The organism is Vibrio sp. SCSIO 43135 (assembly GCF_023716665.1).
Taxonomy (GTDB): domain Bacteria; phylum Pseudomonadota; class Gammaproteobacteria; order Enterobacterales; family Vibrionaceae; genus Vibrio; species Vibrio paucivorans.
The window spans coordinates 1,344,631-1,364,416 of record NZ_CP071859.1; the positions used below are offsets into that span (position 1 = coordinate 1,344,631).

The following is a 19,786-nucleotide window of genomic DNA, read 5'->3' on the forward strand; positions in this document are numbered from 1 at the left end:
ACTAAAACGTTGGGACGTGATGAGCGCTGTAGTATGAAGTGCAATTGTTGTGATATCAATCACGATTTGCGATTTTGTTCATAAAAATTACGCTTACTAATTAGTTATTTATAAGTATTTGTTTGGTAAATGAAATGATCTCAATTAATTTCCTTGGGTTATTTATTCTTGTTGGTGGTTGATAACTAACCGCTAAATTAATGGTTGCTAATTTACTGTTTATTAAAGAATTGTTACGTGTCAACTCTCCTTACTTCCGAACAGCGGCCCTACGGTTTACTAATTTGCCTCTGTTAGTTCCTATCTCTATCTTTCTGATGCATTTGTATTACATGTTCAAGGATAGAAAAGATGAATAAAACTCTATTAAGCGTCTTGCTAGGTGGCTCGGTTGTATTGGCTGGTTGTGGGGGAGACTCTTCGAGTTCTTCAGATTCTTCCGGTTCTGGTTCATCAGGATCTTCGACAACTGCGCAGACTGGTCAGTTTATTGATGCCGCGGTTGCCAATATCAATTATGAAACAGAAACGTTGTCTGGTGTGACTGACGAAAATGGTAACTACCAATACGAAGAAGGCGAAACAGTCACTTTTTCTATTGGATCAGTGACTTTTCCTCCTGTATTAGCTTCAGGTGTTGTCACACCGCTCGATATTGCTGATAGTAACGACACCGAGGATGATCAGGTTGTAAACATCATTCGTTTCTTGCAAACTCTCGATACGGATGGCGACCCGAGCAACGGCATTACGATTTCCGATGATGTGAAAACAGCGGCAACAGAAGATATCGACTTTGATGTCAGCAAAACTGATTTTGAAAGTGATAGTGAAGTATTAGCGGTTATTGCTCAAGGTGGGCAAGAAAGTACGATCAGTGCGTTGATCGATGAATCTGATGCACTTTCCCACTTTGAAGGATCGTTGAACAGTTTTGATATCACTTTTGGTAAGTTCGTAGGCACTTGGCTCATCAGTGGTGACAACGAGAATGAATTATTGTTGTTTACTTTCTTTGAAGATGGCACTTACCTCCATGCTGAAATCGATACTGATCTAGAAAATGCCGAAAACCCTGATGAAATCAATGGTATGGAGTGGGGCGAATACGAAGTTAATGACCTAGAAGAATTCTTTAGTGAAACAACTTACTTCGATGAAAATGGCGATACAGGCCTGACTGATATCATTACCTCTGACTTAACTGACTCTCAAGATGGTGCAACAGTCGTATTTTCTTTCAGTGACGATGGTTTGACCCTCACGTTTAACATCACCGAGTATGAAAATGACGTTAACGTAGGCACTGACACAATGACATTCACTAAGCTAACCAGCAATGGCATCGTGGGCACTTGGTTGATTGCGGGTGAGAATGAAAATGAGCTGCTGATGTTCACTTTCCTTGATGATGGAACCTATGTCCATGCTGAGGTTGATACGGACTTAAGCACTGCAGAAAACCCAAGTGAAGACAACGGCTTGGAGTGGGGTAGCTATGAGCTTAACTCACAAACTAATGAAATGACGATTTCGTTTGATTCTCTGGGAACAGACTTGAATGGTGATACAGGTCTATCGGATTTTGCAGACAGTTCAGACAATCAACTGTTCGTTACAGTATCTGGCGATGTAATGACGGTTCGAGTCGTTGAGGGAAGCGATGAGGAGACGCTAACTTTCTATCGTCATTAAACATAGTGAGTTAACTGCATAGCAAAACGGCCACGCAATGCGTGTCCGTTGTTTGTTTAAGCCGACATTTGTATCTCTTAAATAGGCACGACCAAAATATCGACTGGAGATTTATCGATTAGATGTTTTGAGTAGGACACAATACGACTCCAAAAGTCGTGGTGGTGACCACAAACCAGCAAGTCGACATCATTCTCAACGATGGTCGCTTGTAGCTTACCACTCAAGTCACCGGTACCTACCAAAAACTGCTTCAATGGATGGTCGGCATACGACATAAAGCCACGTAACTGCTCCATCGCTTCGTTGTTTAGTGGGCCATCATCTGTACTTTGCTGCAAATCGATGAGTTCAGGATAGATTTCGCCATGGGTTCCATCAATATGGACAAATGAGAGTTGGGCACCCAACTGCTTGGCAAGAAATACGGCTCTATCGATGACGACATGGCTATCTTCTGACAGCTCGAGTGCAACTAGTATATGGTTATATTTCATCACAATACCCTCATGGTTGATTCACTCAATTTAGGATAGCGACATAGACATTTAATAGTGTTGAACTGCTCCCATAAAATCAAAAATGCTAGATTGTGCTGGATATTATGGGATCTTGTTCTTATTTTGTCCTCATTAGTGGCCGCTGGTCGCTAAGGAATGCTCTTCAACTTGTTGTGATATCAATGTTTGAAGACGTTGTGGCTAGGTATAATACCTAGCATTCTATTTCTAATTAGGCTGTTATGGCTCAAATACCTATTCAAGACACGATTGCTAGCTTTACTTGTATCGAAGAAGCTTTGGACTACTTTGAGATTGGTTTTGACCGACAATTCATAGAAGAGTTTCGCGAGCCGCTTACCAAACGTTTCGTTGGCAATTTATTGTTAGCCAAACCTGATGATTGGTTTTCTGCTAGAAGAGCATTAAAGAATGCCTATTGTAAAATTCAGCGCGGGCGCCTCGATCGTCATACACGCTCAGCATGCCGTGGTTGTACGACGTGCCAAAGGCGCTAACCGATCCGTGAACAATCATAATACCTTGTGGAGTAATGCTGGTTAGTACCTAAATCCAGTTGTAGATTTAGGTCATATTTCTATTTTAAATCAGCTTGTTACCTTGCAGATCCTCAAAGCATGTACCAACCTTATTTCATAACGTTTTATAAGGACTGGGTATGCGCTCCAACACTCTTAAGAACAACCAAGTGGTGGCTAAGGTTTTACTGCCATCACTACTTATTAACCTCCTTTCCTTAGCTGTTCCACTTACCGTCTTGCAAATCTACGATCGTATACTGCCAAACCAAAGTTATGGGACGGCAACCTTGCTACTTATTGGGGCAGCTGTAGCGGTTGGTTTAGAAGCGCTGATCCGTTTTGTGCGAAGTTGGATACTGTCGGCAGCGGCTAACAATACTGAAAACATGACGTATCAGCGGTTGATAGAAAAAATTGGCTGCGCGGAACCATCACAACTTCGTCATGCTGGAGTTGGTGGTGTTGAAGAAGGGCTAGGGTCGGTAAGCCGCGTCAAAGAGTGGTATTCCGGTGGAATAATCGCAGGGTTTATTGATTTACCTTTTGCCATCATATTTTTGGCATTGGTGGCCTACATTGGTGGAGAGCTAGTGCTGGTTCCAGTGGCAGTATGGCTCGCGACATTAGCGATAGTGTGGATTTCGTCCCAGAAAGCAAAATCGTTAGGGGAGCAGGCTTCCCGGTACGAACAAGATCGTAAAGGGTTTCTATTGCTACTTAGTCAAACCTTGCAAGGTATCAAAAGACAAGCGGTAGAGTCGCGAATATTCAGTCAATTCAAACGCTTGAACTATTCTCGCTCACTGTCGAAAGCGCGAGAGGAAGAGCAAAATGCGTTCGCTCAGGAGTGTATTCAGCTAGCGGCACTGGCGACGTCGGTTACCCTTGTAATCGTTGGAAGCTTGTGGGTATTGGCGGGAGATCTAACAACAGGTGGTTTAGCCGCTTGTTCGATTCTTTCCGGTAGAGCGGTGGCACCTCTTAGTGCACTTATCGGCGTTAGGGTAAAACTCAATACGATTCACACAGCCAACCAAGCGATAGAAAAACTAGAGCATTTAAGTGAAAACCACTTAGTACCGCAGCTAGCACAATCACTGGAAACATTGACGGTCAATAACCTTGTTGGCGAGCGCTATGGCAACCTGTGTGATGTCGGTTTTACTGCAAGCAAGGGGGACTTGGTACTGTTGAGCAGTGACGCTCGGCATGTTGACAGTTATGTCTTGGCGTTATTGGCTGGCATCGATGAGCCAAGCTCAATAGAAGTGCAGATCAATGAACAAGTTTCGTCCCAACAAAACCTTAGGAGCGAAATGGCATATTGTGGTGCAAAAGGGCAGTTAGTTGCGGGCACTTTGCTCGATAACTTATGTGGTTTTAATCCTGAAAATACCGAGCGAGCCAATCAGTATTCATTTGGATTAGGGTTATCGGCACAAATAACTCGGTTACCAGACGGCCTAGAAACGAAGATCGGACATACTCCATCTTCACCGCTTAGTATGGGGAGTATCAAGCTTTTAAATATTGCAGCGCAGCTTGCGACGTCAAAGACAGTAGTGCTGTTAGATAAACCCGATGCCTCACTTGATCTAGACAGCTTAGCAAAATTGGCTCAGGTCTTAGAACAGGAAAAAGCAAATGGCCGGATCATCATCATAGTGACGCATCATCCTAGTTTGCAGCAACTCGCGACAAAAACGGTCACGGTAGAGTCGAACATTGAGAAAGGAGAAGCCGCATGATGCCACTAGAAAAGCTTGGCCTTTCATTACTAAAAGAACTGGAAGTAAACGCCAACGTTCAGCTGTTTGCGAAGCAGTGGGTAGAAGAAAACAGTGTCACGACAATAGATGAGTTGTTTGCTCTGTTTGACAGGATTAACTTGCCTTACTTGCTAGCGCCTAATGCCAAGGGGGTAACGAAACACAAGAAAGTCATTGCCGTTTACAATGAAGGACGGCTTGAAGTCGGGGTATTTGAGGGCGGGCACTTTTTGTCTCCAGATACAGGAAGCAACAACGACACGGCTCAGTTTTATATTGTGATTCTCGATGTGCCATTGGAAAGTAATGCGAGTGATTGGGTAGGCTCTCGCTTGCATGCATTCAGGCCAATGATTCCGAAGTTGCTGCTGGTGAGTTTTCTCACTAACTTATTTGCATTGCTAGTGCCGTTTATCACCATGTCTATTTACGATCATGTGATTGGTGGTGATGCCGGGCATGAGCTGCAGGGTATCGCCATTGGTGCATTGTTGCTATTTCTGATGATGGGATGGTTGCGTACTCTCAGAAGTCGTGTGTTTGCCAGTGTCTCAAATCGCGTCAGCCGTGAAATATCACAAAGTTTGGTGCAGAAACTTCTCAAAAATAGCTATGCCTATAATCAGCAGATTTCCTCTTCGAGCCAGCAAAATCAATTGCTGCTTTCTGAGCGTATCTCGGGTGTGTTGGCTGGGCCACTCGGGAATGCCTTGTTCGATTTACCATTTATGATTTTGTTTATAGTTGCGATTGGTGTGCTTGGTGGTTGGTTGGTACTGGTTCCGATTGTGTCTTTACTGCTTTATTTTACTCTGGCAAAGCGCTCGATGAAGGTCAATACGCAGAGTGCTCAGCAATCGACAGTAGCAGGTACCAACCGACAGAATCTGACCAATGAATTCTCATCAAAACTTGTGTTTATTCGAAGTGCAGGCATTTTGCCGTATTGGGTACAAAGGTTCAAAAAGGCAAACTTGCTTGCCTCTAGAATTGGCTTTACTCAAGCAGTAAAACAAAATCGATATACATCCCTCTACTACATGATTAATGTGGGCTCAACACTTGCGGTTATGGGGCTTGGTATTGGCCTTATCTTTGAACAGGTGTTGACACCCGGTGGCCTGATCGCATCGATGATGCTTATTTCTAAAGTGACCGGGCCTGCGCAAATGCTGGCAAATAGCGCATTACGATTTACCAGTTTTAGGCAATCAAAATTACAGATCAATCGGCTGCTGTCTCAACCATCAGAGCGTGACTTTAGTTATCAGCACCAAGCACTTCCTCAGCAAGCTCCTAAGCTGAGATTGGACCAAGTCACTTTGCGTTATCCAAAGCAGAGCCGTCCTGCATTAAGTGGGGTGTCTTTTGACATTGAGCCCGGCGAAATTGTGGCGATTACGGGACCATCAGGCAGTGGGAAATCATCGCTATTGGATGTTGTTGCTGGGCTACATGATGTTCCGAATGGTATTGTTGAGCTCAATGATGTAAACCTTGCTCAGTATGATCCACAACTGTATCGGCACTGGTGTTTTATCCGTGCGGCCTACCCAGATTTGTTGACCCTTTCGGTGCGAGAGTGGTTGTCCGACGGACATGACGTAAGCGACGAAAAAATGATCGCTTGTTTGTCCAAAGTCGGTGGCACAGAGTGGTATTCCACTTTGGAACAAGGGCTGGATACTCAAATAAGCACACTTACACCAGATAGCTTGTTTGATTTACTTTCAGGTACGGTTGCGCAAATTCTCATTGATGCTAAAGCGTTAGTTTATGACTACAAGCTGTTCATTATGGATAACCCTGTTCCAGATTATCACCCTCGAGCGAAAGCCGTGTTTGGTGAGTTTTTAGCCAGTAAGCGCTCTCATGCCACCGTTATTTTCTCCTCTCATGACCCAGACTTAATCAAGTTGGCTGATAAAGTTGTTGTGCTCAATGAAGGGGCTGTGGTGTATGCCGGATCATTGGAGCAGGACGAAAGCGAACCGGAGGTAGTGAATGGACAATAATGTATACGGAGAGCTCGTTGAGTCTCAAACAACCGCTCGTTCGCTCAGAGTCGCGACTTGGTCAGTTGCTTTGTGTGTGCTGGTATTTGTGACTTGGTCTTTGGTGACTCAGGTAGATGAGATAGCAAAAGCGAAAGGCGCTGTGATCCCTGAAGGAGAACGCCAAGTTTTGCAAAGTGACATCGGCGGTAAACTTAAGCGCATTTTAGTAAAGGAAGGTCAGTTAGTGGAAAAAGGTCAGCCTTTGGTTGAGTTTGATGCCACATTTCAGCAGACCGCGTTGGAAGAGCTGAAATCACAACAAGTGACCTTACAAGCAAGTATTGAACGCATGAACGCTCTATTAGATCAAAGGGAGCCAGATTTCGCTCAATACGAAGTTGAGTATCCGGAGATTGTTAGTCAGCAAAGAGCTCAATTGAACGCGCAGAAAGCTTTGTTCTACCAAAAACGGATCGTTCTAGAGAAAGAAAGCGAACAAATCGCAGAGCAGTTACACAGTATTGAAAAAGCGTTACCTGCTTATGAGAAGCAGCTGAATGCAACAAAACAAGAACTCGCCATTTTGGAAAAAGGTTATAAAGCCGGGAATATATCGCGTTTACGTGTACTCGAAATGCGTCAAAAACTCGCGAGTATAGAGCAGCAGATAGAAGAGGCGCGAGGCAAACGATCGGTTCTACTAAAGCAGGCAGATGGAAACGAACAGAAAATAGAACAATTGCTGGCGGAAGCGAAAGTTGCGGTGAGTGATGAGCGCTCTAAAGCGGTTTCGGATTTATCTGCGTTGAACGCTCGTGTTCGTTCTAGTCAGGCGAAATTAAGTAACACGGTTATGCTTTCCCCTTTGCAGGGCTTAGTTCAGAGTATTCCAAGCACAAAAATCGGAGCCGTAATACAGCCTGGGGGAACTGTGGTCGAAATCGTTCCCATTGGTGGAAAGGCAGACTTTAAGGCGAGGCTGTCACCAAGAGATGTGGGTTTTGTGAGTGTTGGCCAAGCAGCAAGAATCAAAGTCGATGCGTTTGATTACAGCCGGTTTGGCGCTCTAAAAGGTTCTGTTGAGAGTATTTCACCAACAACCAGTCAGAATGAAAAAGGTGAGATCTACTATGAAGTCGTCGTGTCCGTCGATAAACCGTACTTTGGTGGTGATCCTGAAACATTCTCGATTTTGCCAGGAATGACAGGTGAAGCAGACATTACCACTGGGGAGAAATCTGTTTTCCAATACTTATGGAAGCCAATCTATACCAATGTGAGTGTGGCATTTGGCGAGAGGTAGCCAACCTGCTAAATAGTGAAAAGGGACAGCGTATACTGTCCCTTTTTTATTGAGCTATGAGTGATCAATAAAGCTGGATGGATCATGATGATTGTCTTGGTCATCAGGGCTGATCATATCGTGTTCATGCTCGTGCGAATCTGATGCTTCATGAGTGAGTGCATCCGACATATCGTGGTCGGTGTGAGTGCTCGCAGCTAAAGTATCACTCTCAGAAAGCACAATATCGATATCATCCGGTAGTGGAGCAGTTGTTAGGTCATGCTGCTGAACAACCGATGGAGCGAGCCCAAGAGCATGTAAGTACGCAGCTGCTCCGTGGTGCTGATCTTGATTGGTGTGAGCGAAAGAATCCAAAGGATTTAGATGTTCGTCCACACTGTCTAATGTGGCAAGCGACTCTCCAGCTATTGGTGTGCTTGTATCCGCCGGTTCATCCGATTGAACAAACTGTGGTGGGGGCGGCGGAGGTGGAGGGGCCAATGGGGCAACATCAATACCAGTCAGGGTGGTCATATCGATATGGTGTCCGCTATGGCCATGTACCGACTGTGAGTGAAGATGCAAGTGAACTTGTACTTGAGAGTTTTGAGTGCCCGCAAGTGTTAGAGTGAAAGTGTCTGTCTCATCAGTTCCAGAACCGTATGCCCCTCCAGTATGGGTTTTGATGACACCAGAAGATGCGTGGTAGTCGTAGTCTAATTGGCCGGTTTGAGCATTGACATGTAGCGTGCCGAATTGACCATGAAGGCTAGAGACAATGTGTCCGTTTCCGGTCAAAATTCCCCATCCTGTTTGTAAGTTAGGTGTTGCATGAGGCAAAGTTGGAGGTATGCCCAATGAAGCATGTAAATCTTGATGTCCTGCACTTCCCGTGATTTGAGCCGGAGCTACAATCGTAGGTGTTGGTGGCGCGTCTGTATGTCCGTTTATTACCATCTCAATGGCTTTTTCAACGACTCCACCTTTACCGTCGCTAACCAGTAACGAAAATGTATCTTTTAGTGTATCGCCGTTATTAAGTGCATTGACCGCAGGGTTATTATTGTTTAACGAATAGGTCCATGTGTGGGTTGACTCCTGAAAGCTGACGCTCCCATAGTGCGGCTGATGCTGACTAGAGACTTGTACTGAGTGTTGGTCGCTGTGATCAACGTCAGTAATGAGAATCTGCCCCTGCGCGGTGGCAATGCCATCTTCATCAACTGAATGAAGCGTTGGCGAGTGACCAGACTGATTGACCTCTGATACCTGTGGGATGTCGTTACTACCAGTTACAGTGATAGTTAAATGTTGGGTCGAACTCTGTTGGTGCTCGTCAGTGACTGTGACTGGAATATCTAGCGTTTGTTGCTCTCCCAAAGCTAAATGTTGATAACTGGAGTGGCTTGGATCGAAGCTGAAGCTTCCGTCATGGTTAAAGGTCAGTCCATCAATATTTTGTGCTATTCCGTAAGAAAGTTGCGCCCCATGGTCGATATCTTGACCTTGCATTTGTCCGGATAGAATCGCACCGTCTTCGCTGACTGTGTGGGTTTGAGCTAAGATAGTCGGCGCATCGTTGGTCCCCATAATGCTAATAGAGATAGTGTGAGTATCACCTCCCTGACTTTCAACCTGATATGTGATGGTTTGGGTTTCCCCTTCAGCAAGGTGTTGGAGGTTGGCGTTGGGTACACTGTAAGCCCAATCTCCGGATTTTCCGATAGTAAGAGTTCCGCCGTAAGGGTCGTTGACAGGGTGAGCATGTAAAGTGGCATGAAAATGCTGTTCGCCAGCATCTGGGTCCACTATGTTCAGCACACCAGTAGTGTATACAGTGTGCTGTGCATCTCCTTGAACGTGGTGATCTTCTTGAATTCGTCCGGTACTTTGGCCGGTAATTACCGCCGCATCGTCAGTGCCTTTCACTAGTACTTCTATGTGCTGTGTCGCCCGTGAACCATCGCTTGACACTGCGACGATGTCAAACCCTTCGGCTTTGCTATCACCGGCGCGAAGCGAGTTGGCTTTTGCGTGGTCTAAGTCGTAACGCCATTGGCCATCAGCATCAACATGTAAAGTGCCATATGACCCGATTTGTTGATTGGTTGAGTTGGCGAGTTCGAAATGTACTGTGTCTGCGCTATCGAGGTCGTGAGCTTGAAGTTGGCCACTAATAGTTGTCTTAGTATCTTCGATAGCAACACCTAGAGCCGCGGTAGTGGCTGCGGGTGTGTCGATGACAACATGGTCGTCAGTGCCGTTGATTGTCGCGGTGATTGGAATCCGAGTACCATCCGCAGTAATCAACACCATGGTATCGTGTAGCGAGTCACCACTCTGTAACCCTTGGATATCTGGATTGGTATTGTCGGCGGTGTAACTCCACTTATTGTGTCCATCAGTACTGTGTGTGGTACTGAAATAGCCATGATTCGCCTGCATGCTTAAAGCAAAATCTTTAGGAACGTTGTGTGTAACCCCATTAACTTCGATTTGAACTATGTTGGCTTCTTGTGGCCCATCCGGGTCCTGAGTATCTAGGTTGGTCCACCCCGACCATAGACGGTCTGTTCCTGAGACTGTATGGTCCTCGGTGACGGAAGCACTAGCCAAATTTGATGCTAGGGTACTGGCATCATTATTTGACGCTAAAATTGACGTTGCTCCGGTATGAGTGACCCCACTATGGGCATCTTTCACGTCATACGTAAATTGAACTTTGCCATTATAGTTGTGGTCGGGAGTAAAGGTGTAGGTACCATCTTGATTGTCACGAATAGTACCATGGTCAGCATGTAAGTTAGCGATGCTAAGTAGCCCTTTATCGTTGGCATCGACATCAACCGTATTCGCGAGCAATTCAGTGGTCGTGAGCGTTAGGGCCGTATCTTCTTTGCCCGATTGTAGCTGAACTTGTGAAGATATATATGGGGCATCGTTGTCACCATGGATGGTGATGACGATGTCGTGGCTAGTACCATCTTTTGAATACACAGTAATAGTGTCAGTTAATATTTCCCCTTGCCCCAGTTGGTCTATCGCTGTACCTCGTGTTGTACTCAGACCGCCAGTACTGCGTACTTGCCCTGTATCAGCATGGTAGAACCACGTTCCATCTTGCCTCAGAAGTAAATCGCCATACTTGCCTGCATAAGTAAATCCCAAACCGTGCGGATCAAATTCAGCCTCGCCGGCGTCTGGGTCCGTGATAGTAAGCTTACCGCTTGCATCGATAGTGCTCCTGACGAGGTGTGCCATACCTGGTTGAGCTTGATCGGGAGACATGTTGATGCCCGATTGATTCTCGTGCACATCACCGGTATCAACACCACCAATAGTCGCTGCATCTTTAACTGGAGCGATATGAAGAGTGTTACTGGTTTCAGCGGAATCGGTATGTCCATCGTTAACGGTATATTTGAAGGTCATGTCGCCATTAAAGTTTGTGGCTGGGACAAACTGTAGCTTAGTGATATCGGTAACTGACACTTGTTGACCCGCGGCTAGATCGTGGCCATTGAGAACAAACTTGCCTTGAGAAGCTGGTGGTAGATCTGTAATCGCAATGGAATGGAGTGTATCGCCCGTGTCGATGTCATGGAACCCGAACTGGCTTTGCTGCATTTGATAATGCGTATCCTCTAATCCATCGCTGAGAGAGACTTTTGTAGCTGTCGGTGCATCGTTGGTGCCTATCACATCTATATGCAACACGTAAGGTGTACCGTCATAGCTATGGACACGGTACACGACAGTCTCAGTTTGCCCCTCAGCAAGGTGTTGAATTGAGGCATTATTGACGCTGTAACCCCAGTTTCCAGCGCTATCTATTCTTAACGTTCCGCCGAAAGGGTCGCGAATGGCGGTTTCGCCAAATTGACTGAATTGAAACTTGTCTTCTCCGCTATCAGGGTCAATGACTTGAAGTTGTCCGTTTGCTAGTTGCGTTGTGACCCCCATGTTATGAGTATTATGTGGGCCATCTTCAACAATCTGGCCCGTAGAGACCTCGGATATTGTCGCCCGATCGGGTACGGCAACAAGAGTCGTTGTTGCAGACGTTGTAGTCACACCGCCATGTGCGTCAGTGACATTGTATGTGAACTGGACCTTACCATTGAAATTCGAGTCAGGCGTGAAGGTGAATGTACCGTCGTGGTGGTCGACTATGGTGCCATGGTCGGCTGATAGCCCCGTTACGGATAGCTGCCCTTGATCGTTGTGGTCTATATCGCTGGCGTGGGCGAGCAATTGTTGTTGCGTGATGGTAATCGAAGTATCTTCAGTACCGTCAGGAAGTTTTACCTGCGCGGTAACAAGTGGTTGATCGTTGGTTCCGTGAACAGTCACACTGACAGTTTTTGACGCGCTGCCATCTTTCGATGTGATAGTGAATGATTCAGTAAATGTTTCTCCACTGCCTAGGTTTTGCACCGCAGACAAGTGATTGTCAATGGTATACGACCAGCTACCAGAAGTACTTACGTTGAAGTGACCACCATGCGTTGTGGTTTCACGGTGTGCTATAGCTTGAGCCTCACCATGGTCAGGGTCATGGACGCGAACTAAACCCCCTGCATACAATACGTTGGGGTTACCTTGGCTGGTGTTATCTTCAGTGACATTTTGATGCGCTGGCAGCCACTTAGGATCAACGACTTCTAGATAGGCTTGGTTGTCAGTCCCGTGAATGGTAACCGTAATGTCTTTAGTTTGACCGTCGGTAGTCGGAATTTGGAAATGCTCGGTTAATGTTTCACCAGATTTGAGAGCAGCCACGGTGTTGTTTGCATGGTGGTTGCGGGCGGGGTCTACATAGTATCGATACTGTCCATCCGGCCATACCGTTAAATAGCCGACATTCTGAGACCCTTGTTCAATACTAAATTGAAACTGAGTCTTATCATGGGTATCGGGATCTTGTAGGGACAAGTTGCCCGAAAGGCTGGTGATGTTTTGGTAACTTTTAAGCGCTTCTGGCTCACTAATATCGATATTTGAAGAGACCAGTTGGGCTTTGTCGTCCGCGCCAACAATAGTGATGGTCGCCGTTTGAGCAGTGCTACCGCCATGGCCATCAGTGACTTGGTAATGGAAGGTCACCACTTCTTTCTCTCCTGCAGAAAGGTGCTGGAAGATTGGGGAAGTGGAGTCGACGATGAGTGTATGCCCATCTTTTGCAAAGCCAATGCCATTAGGTAGAGCCCCAGCATGACCTTGGTAGATGCACTGAATGTGCGATATTGAAAGAGTATCCCCTTCAACATCGGTTGCCCCTTGTAAGAAGTCGACCTGGTGATGGGTGTCCGTATCCTCAGTGACACTATCTGTTATCGGTGTGACTTTTGGTGCGTCATTGGTGCCCACCACCGTAATCACAAGGTTGGAGTGCGCAGAAGCATGGTGTTCATCAGTAACGGTGACAGGGACGGTGATTGTGAGAGTTTCTCCGTCTTTGAGATATTGATAGCTCGCATGAGATGGATCAAAGCTGTAGCTTCCATCAGAGTTGAATGTCAGCCCGTCGATTGAGGTTCCAGCGCTGTATGTAAGAGTAGTGGCATGATCGATATCTTGGCCTTGCAATTGGCCAGTTAGGTGCTGTCCATCTTCGTGGACGGTTTGGTGCTGTGCACTCAAGGTTGGGGCATCGTTGGTACCATGAATATCAACTTTGATGGTAAATGTTGTGCCGTCTTTTGCACGGATAATACACTCATCGGTGATCGTCTCACCTTGCTTTAGGTTTTGCACCAGTGGCTGATGATCTCGGATAGTATAGGTGTAGTGCCCGTCACGCATTAACAGAATGTGGCCACCTAGTTTTGTGTCATAACCAATGCCTTGATAGGTCTGAGGTCCTAAGTTGATATCGAACTCAGCTTCACCTTTATCTGGGTCGACAATGTTGAGTTTGCCATCAAAGTGCAGATTGTCATGGGTATCAATGTAGTTTCGGTCTTCAGTGGCGCCACTATGATGGTGGTCTGTTTTGTCATATGAAATTTGTGCGTTGTCTGCTGCTGGATTGAGTGTTGTTGTCGCGCTGGTGGCCACACTGCCACCGTGAGTATCGTTCACGGTATAGGTAAATCGCACAGGGCCGTTGTAATCTTTTTCCGGAATGAATTGATAACTGCCGTTGTGGTTATCAACGATAGTGCCAGCAGAGCTACCATCAGGCTTGATTGCGGATAGGTTACTAACTTGCAGTAGGGCAGCATCGCCATTATCAATATCTGTTGCGTTGGCAAGTAAATCTGAGCTGTGCAGAGTGTAAGGGGTGTCTTCCTTACCCGATGCGAGTGACACCGTAGAACTGACAACCGGGGCATCATTAGTGCCTACTACGTTGATTTGCAAATCTTTTTGGACGCTTGCACCTGCACTGTCAGTCACAATGACTTGAGCGTGTATCGTCTGTGTTGATCCCTCTGCAATCGATTGATAACTCGAATGGCTTGGGTTGAATTCGTAACTGCCATCTGGGTGGAAAGTCAGGCCATCAATGGGCTGCGAGAGCGTAAACTGCAAGGTGTTTTGGTCAACGCTATCTACATCAGTTGCAACCATCTGACCATGTAATACTGCGCCATCTTCTTTTACGGTTTGAGTCTGAGCCGACAGCGTAGGGGCATCGTTGGTACCTTCAACATTAATCGTCAGGTCTTTTCTTACAGAAGCACCAGCGGAGTCCGTTACTGTAACGGTTGTATGAAGCACTTTCACATCGCCAACGCTGAGATACTGATAACTCGAATGGCTTGGGTTGAATTCGTAGCTGCCATCGGGGTGGAAAGTCAGGCCATCAATGGGCTGCGAGAGCGTAAACTGTAAGGTACCTTGGTCGACGCTATCCACATCAGTTGCAACCATCTGACCATGTAACACTGCGCCATCTTCTTTTACGGTTTGAGTCTGAGCCGACAGCGTAGGGGCATCGTTGGTGCCTTCAACATTAATCGTCAGGTCTTTTCTTACAGAAGCACCAGCGGAGTCCGTTACTGTAACGGTTGTATGAAGCACTTTCACATCGCCAACGCTGAGATACTGATAACTCGAATGGCTTGGGTTGAATTCGTAGCTGCCATCGGGGTGGAAAGTCAGGCCATCAATGGGCTGCGAGAGCGTAAACTGTAAGGTACCTTGGTCGACGCTATCCACATCAGTTGCAACCATCTGACCATGTAGCACTGCGCCATCTTCTTTTACGGTTTGAGTTTGCGCCGACAGCGTAGGGGCATCGTTGGTGCCTTCAACATTAATCGTCAGGTCTTTTCTTACAGAAGCACCAGCGGAGTCCGTTACTGTAACGGTTGTATGAAGCACTTTCACATCGCCAACGCTGAGATACTGATAACTCGAATGGCTTGGGTTGAATTCGTAGCTGCCATCGGGGTGGAAAGTCAGGCCATCAATGGGCTGCGAGAGCGTAAATTGTAAGGTACCTTGGTCGACGCTATCCACATCAGTTGCAACCATCTGGCCATGTAATACAGCCCCATCTTCTTTTACGGTTTGAGTTTGCGCCGACAGAGTAGGGCTATCGTTAGTGCCTTCAACATTAATCGTCAGGTCTTTTCGTACAGAAGCGCCAGTGGAGTCCGTTACTGTAACGGTTGTATGAAGCACTTTCACATCGCCAACGCTGAGAGACTGATAACTCGAATGACCTGGGTTGAATTCGTAGCTGCCGTCGGGGTGGAAAGTCAGGCCATCAATGGGCTGAGAGAGCGTAAACTGCAAGGTGCCTTGGTCGACGCTATCCACATCAGTTGCAACCATCTGGCCATGTAATACTGCACCATCTTCTTTTACGGTTTGAGTTTGCGCCGACAGCGTAGGGGTATCGTTGGTGCCATTGATGACAGTAGTCACTGTGTGTGAGGTGCCATCTGAGGTATGAACCGTAAATTGCTCTTGCAACTGCTGGTTGACGCCAAGTTGCTGAACTTTGGAAAGAGTATTATCTAGGTCGTAAGTCCAACTCCCATCTTGATTGAGATGAAACTGCCCGTACTGACCTGCTATTTGTTCGGCTTGAAATTGGTTTTCGCCCACGTCTGGGTCGGTGACTAAAAGCTGCCCGCTAACATGTAACTGGGTGTCTTCTACGACGATACCGGAGTCAACACCGGTTACCAATGCATTGTCGTTGTCTCCACCGACTGTCATGTTCAACGTTTGAGCAGTACCATCGATAGTATGGATGACGAAACTTTCGTGAAGTTGAGTATTAGTAACCAGGGCTTGTATGTTAGTTTGCGAGTTATCGACTTGATATTGCCAATGGCCGTGAGAATCAATCGATAGCGAACCATATTTCCCAACAAGCGTCTCTGGCTGGACGCCACTTTCTCCCTGATCAGGGTCAAGGACGTCTACTTTACCTGATGTAGTCAGTAACCCATGCTGATTCACATTGTTGTCTTCAATTACGGAGCCCGAGAAGTCTCCGGTAATTGTCGGGGTATCTTGTTTACCTACCACCGGTATTTTCACTTCTAGTTTGTCACCATTCGTGAGGTGCAAAGTAAAATGATCGGTACCCGTTTGCTGGTGTTTCAGAAGAATATATTCCGGTGAGGTCGGGCGTAGGGTGAACGTGTAATGTCCATGATTGTCGACATGCAGTTCGCCAAATTTACCGACGAGAGTCTCTGCAATAAAGCCCACGGGTGCTTGTGGCTTAGGAGCATGAGGTGACTGCGGTGCTTTTGTCGGTTCAGGTTTATCCAAGTCTGGCATACCTAGCGCAGATGAGTATGGGCTGTCGGGTTTGTCTACACCTGGAAGGCTAGGTGCTTGAGTTGACGCTACATAGCTTACTTGTGGGTGCGCGGTCGGGAGTAGGTGGTGTGCAGGCGCTGCCGAGTGGGAAACTGACGTTGTGTAAATATGCTCTTCATCGGTTAACTCTTCCTGTGGGGCTACCGATTTAGCTGGATTCTCCATTCTGCTTTGTTGTGCATCGCCAGAGCTGGTTGTGGCACTTTGCGGCGTTACTTCGATAGCGATACCTGATCCAGATGACGTCTGTTTGGCTTCACCACCTGTTTCCTCATGCTCTGCGGAATGAAAAGAGGGTAGGATCAGCATTAGAGATTGAGGGACTGGAATCGAGATATTGAGCGCTGAAAAAAGGCGAACTTTTTTGGGCTCGCTTCGTCGCAGCTTAGGTTGGCCAGCTTGTTGCTGGTGACTAGTGATATTTTTAGTATTAAGAGTTTGTTTATTCTTATCTTTGTTGCTAGCCATATTCCTGATCCATAGTTGCATACTGTGCTCAATTTAGTTAAGTACACCGCTAAAGAATCTGCTACCTAATTAGATAATTTTTATGGAAAAAATCGATGTTTGCCGTCAAAAAGTGGCTAAGTGTTTTGGAAAAGTCCATATGGCGTTTTTGTCGGTTGAGAAAAACGTTAGATATTCACTAAATCTATTGAATATAAATCCTCTGTACCAGAAATGAATATTGTCCTTCTCCAGATTTGACTAAATAGAGCATAAACTCAAAACTCACTCTTGATGAGATTCGTTCTCATATAAAAAAGACAATAATCAATAAAGAAGAGTGAACTATGAACAAAGCAATAACGTCAGTTGGGGCTATTCTATTGCCGATCAGTTTAGCGGTTGCAGCCGAAACTCAACCTATGCAGGGGCTATCTCCTGAAATGGTGACCGCTGCTCAGGTACGAAGCGTCCAGTCAAAACAGACCTATACCTACGTCCGATGCTGGTATCGAACGAGCTATTCCTCAGACGATCCGGCGACTGACTGGGAATGGGCAGAAAACTCCGATGGCAGTTATTTCACTATCGATGGATATTGGTGGAGTGCAGTGTCATTCAAAAATATGTTTTACACCAATACCTCGCAAAGTGAGATACGAAAGCGCTGTGAAGAAACGTTAGATCTAGCCAATGATAATGCTGATATCACTTACTTTGCTGCTGATAATCGTTGGTCTTACAACCATACGATTTGGAGCAATGACTCCGAAACACAACCAGAAAAGATCAATAAAGTGGTCGCGTTCGGCGACAGCCTGTCGGATACCGGAAACATCTTTAATGCATCGCAATGGAAATTTCCAAACCCTAACAGCTGGTTTTTAGGCCACTTTTCTAATGGGTTGGTTTGGACTGAGTACATCGCTAAAGAGAAGCAGTTACCAGTCTACAACTGGGCGGTTGGTGGAGCTGCGGGTGAAAATCAATACATCGCCCTTACAGGTGTAGGGGAGCAAGTATCGTCTTATCTCACTTATATGAAAATGGCGAAAAACTACTTACCAGCTAATACCTTGTTTACTTTAGAGTTTGGCTTGAATGATTTTATGAATTACGGACGCAGTGTTGCTGAGGTGAAATCAGATTATTCGGAAGCCATGATTCGATTGACTGACGCAGGAGCCGAAAACTTACTATTGATGACGTTGCCTGATGCAACTCGCGCCCCGCAGTTCAAATATTCTTCGCAAGAGGAAATCGACAAGATTCGAGCGAAGATTTTAGAGATGAATGCTTTCATCGAATCACAAGCGCAGCACTACATCATGCAGGGGTACAAGATCACCTTGTATGATACATATACCTTGTTTGAGTCGCTTACTTCAGCCCCTCAGCAGCATGGATTTGTGAATGCCAGTGAAGCCTGTTTGGACATTAATCGTTCATCGGCAATCGACTACTTGTATCGTCATGGATTGCGAAATGAGTGTGCGAATCAGGGGGCCGACAAGTTTGTATTTTGGGATGTCACACACCCAACAACCGCGACACATCGTTATGTTGCTGAGCAAATGCTTGAATCAAGTAAGCAGCTGATGCGACATCCATTCTAACCAGTTCGAACTGCAAAGGTCCTCCATATGTGAGGGCCTTTTTAGTCTCTTCAATTAATTAATCACTAGGTTAATTTTGTATGAATTAAGTTTCTATTATTAAGCATATTGAAAGCGCTATTCTATAAATTCATTGCAATACAATAGTGTGATCGGCTCGCGCCTTACCTGATAAACTGAGGTCTATATGAAACGGCTTTTGATTTGCTCGGCATTTCTCGTCTTACTTACTGCGTGTTCTCCAAATGACTCTTCACAAGCGCTAGGTACTCTTGAACGAGACCGAGTGACTTTCACTGCGACAGCAAATGAAATTATTCGTGAGTTACCAGCGATAGAAGGGTCTGCGGTCCAGAAAGGTGATGTATTGGTAAGGCTCGACACGACAAGTCAAGAAGCGGTGCTTGCACACGCTGTTGCTGAGCAAAGTAAAGCCGAAGCCTATCTACTGAAGCTAACCAATGGTGAGCGCCCAGAAGACATCGCAGCCGCGCAAGCAAGCGTGAATCGCGCCGCTGCACAACTAACCGAAGCGCAAAAAAACTATGCTCGTAAAGCCGAATTGGTTGAGAAAAAGCTGATTAGCCAATCTGAAAAAGACACGGCTTTGGCGTCTCGAGACTCAGCGAAAGCCGAATTAGAATCTGCGAATGAAGAATTTAGCAAACTGACGGCGGGTTCGCGCCCTGAAGACATTGAACAAGCCAAGGCTCAGCTAGATGCCGCGCTAGCGGATGTTGCACTGCAGAAGCAAAAACTCAGCGAACTCACCATTGTAGCTACTCGTGATGGCATCTTAGATAACTTGCCATACAACCTAGGTGAGCGAGTTCCTGTTAATGGCGTGGTTGCGGTGATCCAAGCCAGTCGAGTTCCTTATGCTCGAGTCTATGTTCCAGCAAGTCATCGGATTGATTTCGTGCCTGGAAAATCCGTGCTAGTTAATGTCGATGGGCTTGATGCGCCAGTCGCTGGAAAAGTGCGTTGGGTAGCAACGGAACCCTCATTTACCCCTTACTATGCATTAACTGAAGATGAGCGTTCTCGCCTTATGTATTTAGCTGAAGTCGACTTGGAACCTTCGGCGCAAAATCTCCCTTCTGGTGTACCAGCCCAAATTGACTTAGCGGGAGAATAATAAC

At 46.1% G+C, this 19,786-nt stretch carries 9 protein-coding genes; 7 read left to right on the forward strand and 2 right to left on the reverse strand.

The genetic code is table 11. From position 1 onward, the window contains the following. The first annotated feature begins 351 nt into the window (after nt 1-351). Complete coding sequence (locus J4N42_RS06180) at nt 352-1,695, forward strand: hypothetical protein (RefSeq protein WP_252030537.1); 1,344 nt, start codon at nt 352-354, stop codon at nt 1,693-1,695. 77 nt (nt 1,696-1,772) lie between these two features. On the opposite strand, the gene J4N42_RS06185 is transcribed toward J4N42_RS06180, so the two are convergent. Beyond that, nucleotides 1,773-2,192 carry a universal stress protein gene (locus J4N42_RS06185; protein ID WP_252030538.1) on the reverse strand — a complete coding sequence of 140 codons (420 nt, stop codon included), beginning with the start codon at nt 2,190-2,192 and terminating at the stop codon, nt 1,773-1,775. A gap of 245 nt (nt 2,193-2,437) precedes the next feature. On the opposite strand from J4N42_RS06185, the gene J4N42_RS06190 reads away from it, so the two are divergent. From J4N42_RS06190 to J4N42_RS06205, 4 genes are all read left to right on the forward strand, one after another. Then, nucleotides 2,438-2,713 (forward strand): nitrogen fixation protein NifW, encoded by a 276-nt coding sequence (locus tag J4N42_RS06190; RefSeq protein ID WP_252030540.1) that lies wholly within the window; start codon nt 2,438-2,440, stop codon nt 2,711-2,713. Between the two features lie 161 nt (nt 2,714-2,874). After that, a complete protein-coding gene (locus J4N42_RS06195) occupies nt 2,875-4,485 on the forward strand; it encodes an AAA family ATPase (protein WP_252030541.1) in 1,611 nt (536 codons plus the stop codon). Next, entirely contained in the window at nt 4,482-6,521 is a 2,040-nt protein-coding gene (locus tag J4N42_RS06200; protein WP_252030542.1) for an ABC transporter transmembrane domain-containing protein, read from the forward strand. Before J4N42_RS06195 ends, J4N42_RS06200 begins: the two co-directional genes overlap by 4 nt. Then, nucleotides 6,511-7,806 (forward strand): HlyD family type I secretion periplasmic adaptor subunit, encoded by a 1,296-nt coding sequence (locus tag J4N42_RS06205; RefSeq protein WP_252030543.1) that lies wholly within the window; start codon nt 6,511-6,513, stop codon nt 7,804-7,806. Before J4N42_RS06200 ends, J4N42_RS06205 begins: the two co-directional genes overlap by 11 nt. Nucleotides 7,807-7,860: 54 nt before the next feature. Here J4N42_RS06205 and J4N42_RS06210 read toward each other — a convergent pair whose 3' ends face one another. Then, complete coding sequence (locus tag J4N42_RS06210) at nt 7,861-17,049, reverse strand: VCBS domain-containing protein (protein ID WP_252030544.1); 9,189 nt, start codon at nt 17,047-17,049, stop codon at nt 7,861-7,863. Nucleotides 17,050-17,375: 326 nt separating this feature from the next. Here J4N42_RS06210 and J4N42_RS06215 point away from each other — a divergent pair, with 326 nt between their 5' ends. Further along, nucleotides 17,376-18,644: an SGNH/GDSL hydrolase family protein gene (locus J4N42_RS06215; RefSeq protein WP_252030545.1), complete on the forward strand. Its 1,269-nt coding sequence runs from the start codon at nt 17,376-17,378 to the stop codon at nt 18,642-18,644. Between the two features lie 187 nt (nt 18,645-18,831). Next, entirely contained in the window at nt 18,832-19,782 is a 951-nt protein-coding gene (locus tag J4N42_RS06220) for an HlyD family secretion protein (protein ID WP_252030546.1), read from the forward strand. The last annotated feature ends 4 nt before the right edge of the window (nt 19,783-19,786 follow it).